This window comes from Aeromonas sp. 603757 (assembly GCF_049171255.1).
GTDB lineage: Bacteria > Pseudomonadota > Gammaproteobacteria > Enterobacterales > Aeromonadaceae > Aeromonas > Aeromonas veronii_A.
The window spans coordinates 21,292-35,761 of record NZ_JAAKOE010000011.1 but is presented as its reverse complement, the minus strand read 5'-3'; the positions used below and the strand labels follow the sequence as shown (position 1 = coordinate 35,761).

The window sequence follows — 14,470 nt, the reverse complement described above, 5'->3', positions numbered from 1 at the left end:
TCTAGAGACGGGTTGAGAAGCGGTATCCGGCTCCACGCACCGTCTGGATCAATCTGTCGTGCCCTGTCTCTTCAATCGCCTTGCGCAGGCGCCGAATATGCACATCCACGGTTCTGTCCTCGACGTACACATTGGTACCCCAGACATTGTTGAGCAACTGCTCACGGCTATAGACCCGCTCGGGGTGAGTCATGAAGAAATGCAGCAGCTTGAATTCGGTCGGCCCCATGTCGAGCGCCTTCTCCTCGGCACTGACCCGGTGGGAGACGGGGTCCAGCTTGAGCCCCTGCACCTCGATCACCTCGTCTACCGAGGTGGGGGAGACTCGGCGCATCACCGCATGGAGGCGAGCGGTGAGCTCCTTGGGCGAGAACGGCTTGGTGATATAGTCGTCGGCACCGGCCTCCAGACCACGCACCTTGTCCTCCTCCTCACCGCGGGCGGTGAGCATCACCACCGGGATCTGGCGGGTCACCTCATCCTGCTTGAGCTGTTTGATAAACTGGATGCCACTGCCGCCTGGCATCATCCAGTCCAGCACGATCAGTTCCGGGTAGGGTTCACGCACCTTCGCCAGTCCGTCGGCGAAATCTTCCGCTTCAATCGTCTCATACCCCTTCTGCTCCAGCACGAAACAGAGCATTTCGCGGATCGGTGCTTCGTCCTCGACCACCAGAATTCGCTTAGCCATTCCCTTCTCTCTCCTCTGTGAAGATGGGTGCGCCAATTATTAGAATTTTCTGTGACACTTTTATGACTTTATGACAGGCGGGATGATAAACGTTTTCAGATTCAGTTGGCAGCAGCGCGTTGCAGCAGGTCCCAGCGGTTGCCACTGATATCCTCGAACACTACCACGGTGCCGTAGGACTCCTGTCGAGGCTGTTCACAAAAATGGACACCATACTGCTGCATCCGCCGGTAATCCCGCCAGAAGTCATCGGTCTCGAGGAACAGAAATACCCGTCCGCCACCCTGTTTGCCAATGGCGGCCAGCTGCTCCGGGGTCGCAGCCCGCGCCAGCAGCAACGAGGAACCCGAGCTGCCAGCGGGAGCAACCCGCACCCAGCGTTTGCCCGGTTTGCCCGGTTCGTCGAGCCGGGTATCTTCCAGCAGCGCAAACCCCAGCCCCTCGGTGAAAAAGGCGATAGCCTCGTCATAGTCGGCCACCAGCAGGGTCAGGGCACCAATAGATTGTCTGGTCATCTTGCTCTCGTCTTTAACATGTCATGCTACCGCCCTCAATGCGCCACTACCCGGTTGCGTCCCTGCGTCTTGGCCTGATAGAGCGCCTCGTCGGCACGTTTGAGTACGCATTCCCATGGCTCTCCCCCCCGCTCGGCCACCCCGAACGAAGCGGTCACCCGCAAGGCCAGCGGCCAATGGGGAGATGCCTCCAGCAGGGTACGCAGCCGCTCGGCCAGGATACACGCCCGCAACTCATCGTAATCAAGGCAGACCAACACAAACTCCTCTCCCCCCCAGCGCACCAGATGGCAGAGGGGATCGCAGTGGCGCAGGATCTCGCTGACCAGCAGTTTGAGCACCTCGTCTCCCACCGGATGGCCATGGCTATCGTTGATCTGTTTGAAGTGATCCACATCGATATAGACAAGAGTGCAGGGCTGCTCACCTATCTCGAGCAGCAGTCGCTCACCGCCGAGCCGGTTGAGGGCGCCGGTCAGGGCATCATAACAGGCCTCCTCGCGGGAGCGGCGATTCTCTTCACTCAAGGTCCGGTTGAGCGCCTCGGCCTCCAGTTTGGCCTGATGGGCATGCTGCAAGCGCTGCTTCATCAAAAGGTGGTTGATCAGAAAAACGGTACAACCGTAAAGAAACCAGACAAACAGGATCAGCCGATAGAAGAGGGTGGCATCGAGCCAGCTACCGTGAAACTGCAGCGCTTCGATCACCACGCCATGCTTACCGGGCGGCATATCTGAACCAGCCATAACCTCGATGGCATAAACCCGATCCAGATTGGCCCCCTGCTGCTGCAACGGCACATTGTAACGGGTGATCCACCAGGTCGCCGGGGTAAACACATCCAGTGGCACCTCGTGATCCCGGCCGTAATCCGCCGGCCGAAAAATGATCTCGTTGAACTTGGATTGCTCAGGCTCATCAACCCGGTCATAGACCGGATTGTAGTTGCGCAGATACAAGCGCCAATCCTGCTCGCCAGCCCCGGTTACGCTCAAACGGATATGAAGTGTGCCAAAACGGGTCAGATTAATCCCCTTGTCACGGGGGGTCAGGGTGAGGATAAGGCCGCAACTTGGGTAGCTGGCCGGATTGGCGGTTAACGTACAGACCACTCCGGGATGATCATCCGCCGAGGGGTGATAGCGCACCGCCCCCGGCCCAGCATCCCGTGGCTGCTGCACTGTGATGGAGAGCGGCCACTCCTTGATATCGAGAACTCGCTCTGGCCCGAACTCGAACAGCAGGATGGCACAACCGGTGAGCGCCAGCAGATACCAGAATAGTGACTCGGCCAAACGGGAACCGGACGCGATCATGCTTACCCTAACCCCTGAATATGAAGGCACAGCCATTCACTCCGGCAGACAACCGATCGTTGCTGCCAGATGGCCCATGATAACAGGGCTCTATGATAATCCCTGTAACGACAAGAAACAGGCTACTTATCATGGCATTCACACTGCATCGCTCCCGTTTTTTCCCATTAGAACCCCCGTTCTGCCGATTGCTGGCGATAACGCTGGGGTGAACATCCCAGCTCCCGGTTGAACATGGCGATAAAGGCCGAGGTGGAGCCGTAACCGAGCCGCCAGCTGATCTCCTGAATGGGCATGTCGCCCTTGAGCCAGGCCAGCGCCTTGAGCAGCCGCAACCGCGCCCGCCACTGACCGAAGCTCATCCCCAGCTCCCGCAGGCAGCGCCGCGACAAGGTGCGCTCTGTGGTGTGCAGTTGTCCGGCCCACTGGGCCAGAGTACGGGGATCGGCAGGATCGCTGTGCAACACCGCCAGCATGGGAGCCAGCAGCTTGTCCTGACTCATCGGCAGGTAGCTCTCCTGACAACGGGTGCGCGCCAGCCGCTCCACCAGCAACTCGGCCTGACGCTGATCCCACTCATCCGCCATATGGCTCACCCGCCGTTCGCAAAAGTCGCTCAGCAGGGCGCGAATAAGTGGGGTTAGCAGCAGCAATCTGGGCTCTGGCGGCAGCTTGGCCGCCAGCTCGTGGCTGACGTAGATGGAGGTGTAGTCGAGGGTCTGCTCGTTGTAAGAGGTGTGGTCGAGATCCGCCGGTACCCAGATCAGGTAGTCGGCAGGGGCCACCAGTCGCTGATCCCCCAGCTCTATCTCCATGATCCCCAGGCTGATCATGTTGAGCTGGCCCCAGGGGTGGGAGTGCAGCACGGTCGCGCTGTCGGCCAACATCTGCTGGTAACTGAAAAAGAGCGGATTGGGAGCGGGCAGAACGACATCTACCGGCTGAAAGTGGTGAGTGGCCATCAGCGCCCCTTGTCAGCGAGAGAGAGGAGCAGGCGTGATGCAACGCCCTGTTGGCTCGGTCTCCGGCACAGGTCAAAAGCAGCCATCAGTTGCGGGCAGACGCAGCCCGTGTGGGCCGGAATAAGGTGCATCAGAAAGAGTTGTCTTTTCTGCTGGGTCATCTGTCTGTTTTACGCTACTTGATAATATAAAGACAAGGGTAGACTTGGCCCCCTGTTAATAAGGAGCCTCTGATGCGAATCTTTTCCCCTCTTCTCTTTCCGCTGATGGCGGTGCTGATCTGGGCTACCAATACCGTGGTGTCCAAGGCGGCCGCCAGTGTGCTCGACCCCGCGGCTATCTCCTTCTATCGCTGGGTGATCGCCGCTCTGGCGCTGACCCCCTTCTGCCTGCCGCAGCTGTGGCGCCGCCGTAGCGAGGTTCGCCCCTGGCTCGGCAAGCTGCTGGTGCTGGCGGCGCTCGGTATGGTGCTCTACCAGTGCCTCGCTTACTACGCTGCTCACAGCACTTCGGCCACCAATATGGGGGTGATCGGCTCCCTCATTCCACTGCTCACCCTGCTGCAAGGGGCGCTCTTCTTCGGCCAGCGTCCCGGCAAACAGGCACTGCTCGGCATGAGTCTCTCCCTGTTCGGGGTGCTCTGGCTGCTTGGCAAGGGCGAACCGCTTGCCCTGCTCCATAACGGCATCAACCCGGGGGATGGCATGATGCTGCTGGGGTCCGCCAGCTACGCCCTTTACGGCCTCTTGATCCGCCGCTGGCACCTGCCGTTTGGCCCCTGGCTAAACCTCTACATGCAGATCCTGCTGGCGGTACTGTTGCTGGTGCCACTCGCCCTCAGCGCCGACTCGATGGCGGTACCGGCCGAAGGGTGGGGACTGGTGCTCTTCGCCGGGCTCGCCTCCTCCCTGCTGGCGGCTTACTGCTGGATGCGCGGCCTCGCCTGCATGGGGGCAGAGCGCACCTCGGTCTTTATGAACCTGATGCCGCTCTGTACGGCGCTGATCGCCGTCGTCGGCCTGGGCGAGCCAATCCACGGCTATCACCTGCTGGGTGGCGGGCTGATCCTGGGCGGGGTGATGGCCTCCCAGCTGAAGGGGCGTGCGCCGGTAGCCGAACGGGAAGCCGCCTGAGAACCAACATCGTCCGGAAACAACAAGGGAGCCCATGGCTCCCTTGTTGTTTCTGCAATGTGCACCAGTGCGCATCTCAACCGGCCCGGCGCCAGCGGTAGCGCCGCTCCGGTCGCCCCCGCTGACCGTAGTTGAGATCTACATCCACCCGATCTTCCGACTCCAGATATTCCAGATAGCGGCGCGCCGTGGTGCGGCTGAGGGAGAGTCGCAGCGCCACCGTGTCGGTGGAGAAGACGTTCTCCGGCTCGCCCGCCAGCAGATCCAGCACCTGACGCAGGGTGATGCTGTCGATCCCCTTGGGGGTGACGCGCATCTCCTTGATCTGGGAGCGCCCCCCCTTGCCCAGCAACTTATCGAGATCTTCCTGCTCCAGCCGACCCCGCTCGCAGAGGCGGCTGTGCAGTTGCAGGATCTCGTCCAGACTCTGCTGGATGCGAAACAGCCGCAATGGTTTGATGACGTAGTCATGAACCCCCAGATTGAGGGCCTGCTGGATGGTCTCCACATCCCGCGAGGCGGTCACCATGATGACATAGGCTTCGCGGTTGTGGCTGCGCAGGCGGCTCACCCACTCAAGGCCGGAACCATCGGGCAGGGAGACATCCACCAGCAGCAGCTGGGGCACCACACCGGCCATCATGGCATCGGCTTGGGCCAGGGTGCCGGCCCGCCCCAGCAGGGAGAAACCGGGTGTCGCCGCCACCAGTTCTGACAAGATGGCACCGATCCGATCGTCATCTTCAATAACAAGCGTGATTATTGGGTCCATGGCTCACATTAATTGGTTTTTATTCAAGTAGATACCAAACAGGGTGGTCTGCTCGGCGGTTCGCCGCCATTCTATCACACCCTCGTGCCGACCCACGGTCTCCTTGACCAGGAACAGACCCACCCCGTGATCGCCGCTCTGGCGACTCACCCCGTAATCGAACAGGTGATCGGCCAGCTCCTCGTCGACCCCCTCACCGCTATCCTCCACCTCGATCACCAGTCGCCGCCCCACATCGCACAGGGACAGCAGCACCCGGGGCGGCCGCTGCTGGCGGTTGCGCCAGGCCGCCTGCAGGCCGTTGTCCAGCAGGTTGCCAATGAGGGTAATGAGATCGGCCGAGACCGAGGCCGGATACTCCGCCAGCGCCGAATCGGGATCGAGCTCCAGGGTCACCCCGAGCTCGCGGGCCCGGCTGAACTTGCCGAGAATCAGCCCCGCCACCGGCTTGTTGTCGATCAGCCGCAGCAGCTCCTGCAGCATGGTCTGGCACGCTTCGTTCTCCTGCTGGATCAGCTCCACCGCCTGCTCCACATGGCCCAGTTGCAACAGGCCGGAGAGACTGCTCAGCTTGTTGGCGAACTCGTGGCTCTGCATCCGCAGCATCTCGGCATACTGGCGCAGGTGGGTCACCTGCACCCCCAGACTGGCAGCTACCTCCGGACGGCTGAAGATCAGCAGTCGCCCCGGTGCCTTGCCCTGCACCGCCTGCCAGCGGCCGACGAAAGACTCCCCCTGAATGGTGAAGCTCACTTCCCCACCCTCCTGCTCCAGACAGGGGGCAAGGGGTGGCACCAGCTCCGCCAGCGACTGCCCCTGCAGGGCATGGCGCCCGGTAACCGGCAGCCGCAGCTGATAGCTGGCGGTGCTGTTGATCATGTTGATGTTGCCGCGGCCATCGAGGGCAATCACCCCTTCGGTGATGTGCTCCAGCACCAGATCCTGCAGGGTGAAGCGGCGCACGATTGCCTCCGGCTCCAGATCGAGCAGGGTCTTGCGCAGCAGGTATTGCACCCAGAGTGCCAACAGCAGGCCGCACCCCAGCACAGCAACGATGGCGCAGATGAGCAGGGCCACCCGCTCCATATAGATGCCCTCCACCTGCTGCATCAGGTAGCCCACCACCACGGCCCCCATGACGCGCCCATCCCCGCCCACCACCGGGGAGAAGCAGCGGATCGCCGGCCCCATGGTGCCCCGATCCTTGGAGCAGTAGCTGCGCCGCTCCTGCAGCGCGGGCCAGATATCCTCGCCGCGAAACTTCTGTCCCACCAGCTCGGGGTTGGGGTGGCTGAGGCGGCGACCATGCTCATCGGTCACCACCATATAGGTGGCGTCGGTGCGATTGCAGACCGCCTCCACGTAGTCGCGCAGGGTAGGATCACTGCCCTGACGCAGAGCCTCGACCACCCGGGTGTCCGCCGCCATCACCCGTGCCAGATCGCTCCCCTTATCCTGTAGGTTGCTCTCCAGCAGATGGCGGATAAAGAGGGCCAGCAGGCTGCCCAGAATGAGGATCAGCAGCAGGGAGAGCCCAAGAGAGAGGGTGACCAACTGGTGGCGAAGTTTCATGCACATACCTTAAAACGTCAGGACGCTGCCCAATAGTGCGGATGCCACCAGGTCTGGTCAATCAAAGGTGCCGGATCGCCGACAAAATCAGCCAATCCTTCCTCGCGAGCACAGAACGCGACCGCTCTGGCCACGGCGCGGGCTACCTCACCCACCTGCTCGATAGGAGGCAGCAGTCGGCCCGCCACCAGCGGATAGGCGCCAACCGCCCGCACCGCGGCGAGCAACATGCCGTCGCTGATGCGGCGCGCCTTGACCGCGCAGGCCCCGAGACCAATCCCCGGGAAGACATAGACGTTGTTGCACTGGGAGACTACCCGCCGCTCGCCGGCCACCGTTACCGGCGCAAAGGGGCTGCCGGTGGCCAGCAGGGCGCGGCCATCTGTGGCGGCCCACACCTGCTCGGGGGTCGCCTCGGCACTGCGGGTCGGGTTGGAGAGTGGCAGGATCACCGGCTGATCGCACACCTCCCCCATCGCCTGCAACACCTCGCGGGTAAAGAGGCCACCCTGCCCGCTCACGCCAATCAAGACCGCCGGACGCACCTGGCGGATGGTCTCCAGCAGCGAACTGTTCCCCTCCTCAACGGCGCGGGCAAACGGCTTTTGGGCGCGAGTCAGGTTGGGACGATCGGCGCAGACCACCCCGTCCTGATCAAACAGCCAGACGCCATCGTGGCTCCCCGCAAGCTGGGCCAACATGGCGGCGATGCCGCAACCGGCAGAACCGGCACCGACGATCAGCACAGGGGCATCATTAAGGGCGTTACCCGCCTGCTGCAGACCGGCCAGCACGCAGGCAGAAGCCACTGCCGCCGTGCCCTGAATATCGTCGTTGAACATGCAGAGCTCGTCCCGATAACGGGTCAGCAGATTGGCGGCGTGCTTGCCGGCAAAGTCTTCAAACTGCAGCACCACCTGCGGCCAGCGCTTGCGAATGGCGGCCACCACCTTGTCCATGAAGTGGTAGTAGCTCTCGCCGTCGATGCGCGGGGATTGCCAGCCGAGGTAGGAGTCATCCTCCAGCAGCTCGGGGTTGTTGGTGCCCACATCGACACAGAGCGGCAGGGTGCGCGCCGGATTGATGCCGCCAGCAGCGGAGTAGAGCGCCAGCTTGCCGATACAGATCCCCATACCGCCGATACCGAGATCGCCGAGCCCCAGCACCCGCTCGCCATCGGAGATGACGATCACGTCCACCTCCTGCTCCACCGACTCGAGAATATCGTCGAGATCGTCCCTGTCATGCCAGGAGAGATAGAGACCGTGGCTGCGCAGATAGAGGTCACTGTGACGCTGACACGCCTCCCCCACCACCGGGGTGTAGATGATCGGCAGCAGCTCCGGCAGGTGGTGGCGCACCAGATCGTAAAACAGCACCGGGTTGTCCTCCTGCAACTGGCGCAGCAGCAGATGCTGATCAAACGGGCTCTGCATGGCGCTGACCAACCGGTAGATCCGGCGCCGCTGCTGGGAGAGGGACTCCTCCTTGTGGGGCATGCGACCCCGTACACCCTGACGCTTGCGCTCGGCATAGGGCAGGCTGGTGCCCATCATGATGTCGTTCATTTTGTTTGTTCCTCAATCCGGTATCAGGCGAGCAGGGAGATAAGAGCAGTAGCCAGGATCAGCATCACGGCGCCGCCAAGACGGGAGGAGATCTGGGCAAAGGGCATCAGCTTCATCCGCTGGGCCGCCGAGAGCACGGCTACGTCGCCGGTGCCGCCCATGTTGGCCATGCAGAGCCCGCCAGTGATGGCTGCCTCGATGGGATAGAAGCCGATCAGCTTGCCGACCAGCGCCGCGCCGAGGGCGCCGCCAATCACTGTGACCATGACCAGCACGAAGTAGCTGATGGAAAAAGCGCTGATCAGCTCGGGAATACTGGTATAGGCGACGCCGATCCCCACCAGCAGGGAGGGGGTCAGGTTGCTCACCACAAACTGATACCAGTCGGCCGCCGCCTGCTCATAACGGCGCGGCAGCAGGCCGCTCACCTTGATAAAGGCGACGGCCAAAATCATCAGTGCGAAGGGGTGCATGGGGATAAAGTTGCCAAGCAGGGAGCCCAGCACAAACATGCTGGAGCTGATGAAAAGCCCCATACCCAGACTCTGCAGGGTCGGCGCCTCAGCCTGCTCCTCGGCGATACTCTGGCTACTCTCTTTAACCATCAGCTTGCCGTTGCCAGTCAGAGAGGGGTAACGGCGACCGAGCCGCGCCAGCAGGGAGCCCACCAGAATGGCCAGGGTATTGGCGATCACCACCGCCGGTACCATGCGTGACAAGAGATCCGCACTGGACATCTGCATCGGGCCGGAGAGGATCTCCACCAGAGGCACCGCGCCAGCCCCCATGCCACCGCCCATGATGGGCAGGCCGATCAGCAGTACCGCATTCTTGAAGCCATACCCCATCAGGGAGCCGACCAGCCCCACGCTCAGCAGTGCCAGCGCCACGCCGCCAAGAATGACCGGCAGGTAGCGCATGGCGGCATTTTTCAGCAAAGCGCCGCTCATGCCGAACACGGAGCCAGTCACCAGACTGGCGATAAAGAAGTTGAGAAAGCCACCCTCCTTCATGAAGTTGGTGATGACCTGCCCCGCCTGCACCGGCAGCAGCTGATATTCGAACAGGGCGGCGCCGCCGAAGATGGCGAGAATGGTGCCACCCCCCAGATATTCACGGATCGGCATGATCCGCTCACCCAGCTCGGTCAGCAGGGTGCCCAGCACGAACATCAGCGCCAGCGCACCGACCATGCCCAGCGGCAGCGAGCCGTTCCAGCCGGAAAAGAGAACACAGGTTGCCAACCCGAGAAATATAAAGAGCGGCATACCGGCAATTTGTTGGCCGCCCATAAAGGCGGCCTTTTCTTGTGTGGTTTGTAGGGGTGAGAGGTTTTTCATTGTTATGTACTCTGCGTGTGATTGTGGCCGCTACTTTATTGATCCCCCTCGCCCCTGTCGGTTAGCCAGACTGCAAAGCCATATAAAAACATTAAAAACTTAAACATCATGGTGCCGCCAACGTGCGCTGCACAATAGAACACCAGACCATCGATGCCCTGCTCGACCAGGAAATAGGGCGATAAAACGAGCGAGCCCAATGGCGGATATTTGGGTGATCAGCAGTAATAACGATGCGATGATCTCCCCCCTTCGGGGAAATAACAGAGCCAGATGACAAGCTCTGCGACCATTTATCGCCACAGATCCTGTGAGTGATAATCAGCGGGCAATATCATCGCCATAACGCGAGTGCCACGGCATGCCACATCAGGGTTTGAGTCAGCATATAGGAAGCTCTCACGATGAAAAATGGTGAGGAGAAAGATACAAAAAGGGGAGATTGAAATAGTGATGAGCCAAGCCAGCGAATACCAGAGCACTGGCTTGAACTCACAAGGATCACACACGGTCAGGTCTATTCTGCCAACAGCAATGGAATATTGGCGGGGTCAAAATCATGACTGATATCGGTACTTCTGATAGCGCCTTCCCGATTCACGCCATGGTGTGACTCTGCACCATATTCCCCATCACTCAACAGCGCTTCAATTGCCAGATACACACATCCACTGTCATATCCATCCACAACCCGATTCCCCCTTGTTTTATAACCCCATCAATATTAGCGGATAAAAAAAGAGCTGCTCGCTGAAGCTGAAAATTTCATGAAAATAATCGCCGGATATCCTCCATTCACGGCGCAATATCCGAATCGGCAAGAGAGCCTCGAGTGGATCAGCCCCGAGAATAATATCAGAGGCTCGAACGATACTAACTCGCACCAGCGAAAGATCCGACCAGAAACATGATCCGCATCACACTATTTACTTAGCCTGCTAAACAAGTATGATAGTTAGCAGGCTAAGTAGATTGAGGATGAGAAGATGACGGATCTGGAAAGGTTGCGCGAGCTGTCGCTCGCCGAGCAGATAGCGCGGATGCACCGGCTATGGCGCACTGCCGCCGATCTGGAGCTGGCCCCCCTTGGCCTCACCCATCCCCGCTGGACCGCGCTGTGGAAGCTCTCCCGCATGGGGAACCATGTCAGCCAGAAGACCCTGGCCGAAGCCCTCGAGATAGAGCTCCCCTCCCTGATGCGCACCCTGGGCCAGCTGGAAGAGCAGGGACTTATTGAGCGCCACTGTTGCAGGCAGGACAAGCGGGCCCGCATCGTCTGCGTGACCCCGGCTGGCCAGACCCTGCTCGATCAGATCGCCGACCGCATCATGAATATCCGCCGCGAGCTGCTGGGGGGCATCGACGAGCAGACCCTGCAGCTGTTTGAAGCCACGGTGCAGCGGATCTCGGCCAACGCCCTCAGCAAAATTGAACAACACCACGACCGACAAGCCGGAGGCGATACAAGCCCTCCCGAGACCGACACAGAGAGAGAATAAGATGACTCCGGATCAACAATTTACCCGCTGGATCAAATGGTCCATGGCTGGCTTTGCCACATTGTTTGCCTATTTTCTGATAGCCGACCTGCTGATGCCCCTCACCCCTCAGGCGATGGCGACCCGGGTGGTCACCAAGCTGGCCCCCCAGGTGAGCGGCAAGGTGATCGAGGTCGCCGTTCACAACAACCAGCAGGTCAAGAAGGGGGATCTGCTGTTCAGGCTGGATCCGGCCCCTTTTGAACTGGCGGTGGAGCAGGCCCGCCTTGCGCTGGCGCAGGCAGAGCAGCAGAACAGTGAACTGGATGCGGCCCTGACCGCCGCCGTTGCCGAGATCAACGCCAAGGAGACCCTGGCCAGCCAGAAGTGGCGCGAGGCTGAGCGGATCGATGCGCTGTACCAACGTCACATGGTTTCGCTGCAACAAAAAGATGAAGCTGACAGCGCCCTGCGCAGCGCCCAGGCCAACCTGCGCGCCAGTCAGGCCAAACTGGCCCAGATAAAGGCCAGTCGTGGCGTGACCGGTGAGGACAATCTGTTGCTGCGCCAGGCCCGCAACAAGCTGGCGCAAGCGCAGCTGGCCCTCTCTTACAGCCAGGTCCACGCGGATCAGGATGGCACCATCACCAACCTGCAGCTCAAGCCGGGCAGTATCGCCAGCGCCGGCAGCCCGCTGCTGGCGCTGGTGTCGGAACAGGTGGACGTCATTGCCGATTTTCGGGAGAAGAGCCTGCGCCATGTTGGCGAGCAAACCCGCGCACTGGTGGCCTTCGATGGCGAGCCGGGTCAGCTCTATCCTGCCCGGGTGAGCAGTCTGGATGCCGGGGTGAGTGCCGGTCAGTTTGATGCCAATGGTCGACTGGCCGCACCGGTGGAGTCGGATCGCTGGGTGCGGGATGCCCAGCGGATGCGGCTGCACCTCGAGCTGGACCAGCTCCCCGACCATCTGCCAGCCGGGGCGCGGGCCACGGTGCAACTGCTGCCGGACAATGCCCTGACCGCCATGCTGGCACGGGGCCAGATCCACCTGCTCAGCCTGCTCCATTATGTCTACTAACCACGCCACTCACCCGTCGGCCAATACTGCCCCAGCCCACCTCGTCGGTGGTGCTGCCACTCACCTCTGGTATCGGCCCCTCACTGGCAACGAGCTGCGCCAGTGCCTGCGCATCGCCTTTGGCTGCACCACGGGCTTTCTGCTCTGCAAACTATTTGGCTGGAATTACGGGGTCTTCTATACGGTCACGCCGGTGCTGCTGCTGGGGATGGTGCCGGTGATGAATGGCCATGCCGCGCGCCAGCTGATCGCGGCGGCGGTGGTCTGTGGGGTGGAGGTCGGGCTGCTGGGGGGGCTGTTTGGCAGCCATCCGGCGCTGATGACTCCCATCGCCTTTCTGCTGTTTCTCTACCGTTTCGCCGCCATGTCGCGGGGCAGCCTGTTTCTGTTCGGGGCCAACGGGGTGCTGAGCCTCAGCATCATGCTGCACTTTGCCAGCTATCCGCAGACCGACCTCAACGACCTGATCCTCAACAATATCTGGGCGAGCGTGCTGTCGGTGCTGATCGCTTACCTGATGACCATGCTGATCCCGGATGTGGAAGCCAGACCCAAGCCAGCCTCGGCCCCCAAGGCGCCGCACCGGATGCGCCATGAAGCCCTGCTGGGTGCCACTGTGGCCACCCTGTCGTTTCTGGTATTTCAGGTGTTTGACCTGCGCGACTCCATGTCTGCCCAGGCCACAACCCTGCTGGTGCTGTTCCCCATGCACTGGAACGGTGCGCTGAGTTATGCCCGCAAACGGGCGATGGGCACCTTGCTGGGGGTCACCTTCGGCCTGCTCGGCCAGCTGCTGCTCTATGACTGGTCAGGGCAACTGTTGCTTGTCGCTCCACTGCTGTGGCTCGGCGCCATGTTGTTCAGCCATGCCCATGTCAAGGAGGCAGGCGGCTCGGGGGTCGGCTTTGGCGCCCTCACTACCCTCGGCATCCTGTTTGGCCAGTACCTCACTCCGGGCAACGATCTGGTGTTCAGCGCCCTCTACCGAGTGAGCAGCATCCTGTTTGCCATCGTGGTCACCCTGCTGGCCTGCTACCTCGTCCACCGGTTGCTCAACCGCTTCGAGGCGACCCGCTTCGGTTATTGATCTCCTGTTGTAAGCACTGTTGTCAGCCCATGGATGAGCTCTTTTTCGCCCCGTCGCCTGCCGGGGCTTTTTTTCTCGCCCTCGTTTACCTCCCTCACCAATACTCCTGCCACTACAAGTCAGCGCAGAAGTGTGGCTATGCTTTTAAGGCTGCTGTCGGTGAGGTGCACACTTATGGTTCCGTTGTTAAAAAAATGGCTGGTTTGTCTGATGCTGTTGGCTACCAGCCCGCTCGGGGCCACCCCGCTTGTCATTGGCGCCGAAGATGACTGGGCTCCCTACTGCGAGCGCGACAAGGACAATGAGGATGACCAGCCCCACGGACTGGCGCCTGAGTTGGTCAAGGCGGTGTTCGCCGCCGAAGGGATCGAGATAGTCTTTCGCACCCTCCCCTTCGCCCGCTGCATGCACGATGCGAAAAGCGGCAAACTTGCGGGGTGCTTCAACGCCACCATCACCGAAGAGAACCGCTACCAGTACCACTGGCACGATACCCCCATGTTCGAGGAGGATCTTGCCATCTTCGCCCTCGCCAGCGAGCCGCAACGGGATCTCAAGCTCACCTCGCTGGAGGGCAAGCGGGTGGGCATCACCCTCGGCTACACCTACCCCACCGATTTTATGGAGAACCCCAGGATCACCCGCTTTCAGGCCAAATCCGATGCCCAGATCCTCGAGATGCTGGTACGTGGCCGGGTCGACTACATCCTGATGAACGGCATGCCGGGCTACCTCAAGATCCAGCAGAAGCAGCTGACCGGCAAGGTGGTCAAGGTTGGCAAGCTCTCCACCGATGGCTTCTGGCTCGCCTTCTCCCGCCACCACCCGCAAGGGGAAGCGCTGGCCAAACAGTTCGAGCAGGGGCTGCAGAAGATCAAAAACAACGGCACCTATGAGACGCTGATCCGCCAGTTTGAAACCAGACTTGGCCTGCACTGATTGACACTACCTTGCTGAT

Annotated in this window: 13 protein-coding genes; 5 read left to right on the top strand and 8 right to left on the bottom strand. The window is 61.0% G+C overall.

Annotated elements, in window-relative coordinates; genetic code table 11:
• Position 1: 1 nt before the first annotated feature.
• From phoB to G5332_RS12025, 4 genes are all read right to left on the bottom strand, one after another.
• Positions 2–691 carry a phosphate regulon transcriptional regulator PhoB gene (phoB, locus tag G5332_RS12040; RefSeq protein WP_026457670.1) on the bottom strand — a complete coding sequence of 230 codons (690 nt, stop codon included), beginning with the start codon at positions 689–691 and terminating at the stop codon, positions 2–4.
• Positions 692–792: 101 nt separating this feature from the next.
• The gene (locus G5332_RS12035; RefSeq protein WP_167572379.1) at positions 793–1,206 is read right to left on the bottom strand and encodes a VOC family protein; all 414 of its coding nucleotides are present in this window, start codon (positions 1,204–1,206) and stop codon (positions 793–795) included.
• 35 nt (positions 1,207–1,241) lie between these two features.
• Positions 1,242–2,522, bottom strand: a complete 1,281-nt coding sequence (locus G5332_RS12030) for a GGDEF domain-containing protein (RefSeq protein WP_167572380.1) — start codon at positions 2,520–2,522, stop codon at positions 1,242–1,244.
• A 167-nt stretch (positions 2,523–2,689) separates the two neighbouring features.
• Entirely contained in the window at positions 2,690–3,484 is a 795-nt protein-coding gene (locus G5332_RS12025; RefSeq protein WP_167572381.1) for an AraC family transcriptional regulator, read from the bottom strand.
• Positions 3,485–3,717: 233 nt separating this feature from the next.
• Here G5332_RS12025 and G5332_RS12020 point away from each other — a divergent pair, with 233 nt between their 5' ends.
• Positions 3,718–4,617, top strand: coding sequence for a DMT family transporter (locus G5332_RS12020; protein ID WP_040066692.1), 900 nt, complete (start codon positions 3,718–3,720; stop codon positions 4,615–4,617).
• A 76-nt stretch (positions 4,618–4,693) separates the two neighbouring features.
• Here G5332_RS12020 and G5332_RS12015 read toward each other — a convergent pair whose 3' ends face one another.
• Genes G5332_RS12015 through G5332_RS12000 form a run of 4 tightly spaced genes read right to left on the bottom strand, consistent with a single transcriptional unit; the run spans position 4,694 to position 9,869 of the window.
• On the bottom strand, positions 4,694–5,389 hold the full coding sequence (locus G5332_RS12015; RefSeq protein WP_005338420.1) for a response regulator: 696 nt from the start codon (positions 5,387–5,389) through the stop codon (positions 4,694–4,696).
• Between the two features lie 3 nt (positions 5,390–5,392).
• Positions 5,393–6,961 (bottom strand): ATP-binding protein, encoded by a 1,569-nt coding sequence (locus G5332_RS12010; RefSeq protein WP_263084395.1) that lies wholly within the window; start codon positions 6,959–6,961, stop codon positions 5,393–5,395.
• A gap of 17 nt (positions 6,962–6,978) precedes the next feature.
• Positions 6,979–8,529, bottom strand: coding sequence for an NAD-dependent malic enzyme (locus tag G5332_RS12005; protein ID WP_421231279.1), 1,551 nt, complete (start codon positions 8,527–8,529; stop codon positions 6,979–6,981).
• A gap of 23 nt (positions 8,530–8,552) precedes the next feature.
• Positions 8,553–9,869, bottom strand: a complete 1,317-nt coding sequence (locus tag G5332_RS12000; RefSeq protein ID WP_421249694.1) for a 2-hydroxycarboxylate transporter family protein — start codon at positions 9,867–9,869, stop codon at positions 8,553–8,555.
• A 986-nt stretch (positions 9,870–10,855) separates the two neighbouring features.
• On the opposite strand from G5332_RS12000, the gene G5332_RS11995 reads away from it, so the two are divergent.
• From G5332_RS11995 to G5332_RS11980, 4 genes are all read left to right on the top strand, one after another.
• Positions 10,856–11,368 (top strand): MarR family transcriptional regulator, encoded by a 513-nt coding sequence (locus G5332_RS11995; protein WP_421231281.1) that lies wholly within the window; start codon positions 10,856–10,858, stop codon positions 11,366–11,368.
• Position 11,369: 1 nt separating this feature from the next.
• Positions 11,370–12,425, top strand: coding sequence for an HlyD family secretion protein (locus G5332_RS11990; protein WP_042079833.1), 1,056 nt, complete (start codon positions 11,370–11,372; stop codon positions 12,423–12,425).
• Entirely contained in the window at positions 12,415–13,512 is a 1,098-nt protein-coding gene (locus G5332_RS11985; RefSeq protein WP_206665078.1) for a DUF2955 domain-containing protein, read from the top strand. Before G5332_RS11990 ends, G5332_RS11985 begins: the two co-directional genes overlap by 11 nt.
• A gap of 174 nt (positions 13,513–13,686) precedes the next feature.
• A complete protein-coding gene (locus G5332_RS11980; RefSeq protein ID WP_421275088.1) occupies positions 13,687–14,451 on the top strand; it encodes a substrate-binding periplasmic protein in 765 nt (254 codons plus the stop codon).
• The last annotated feature ends 19 nt before the right edge of the window (positions 14,452–14,470 follow it).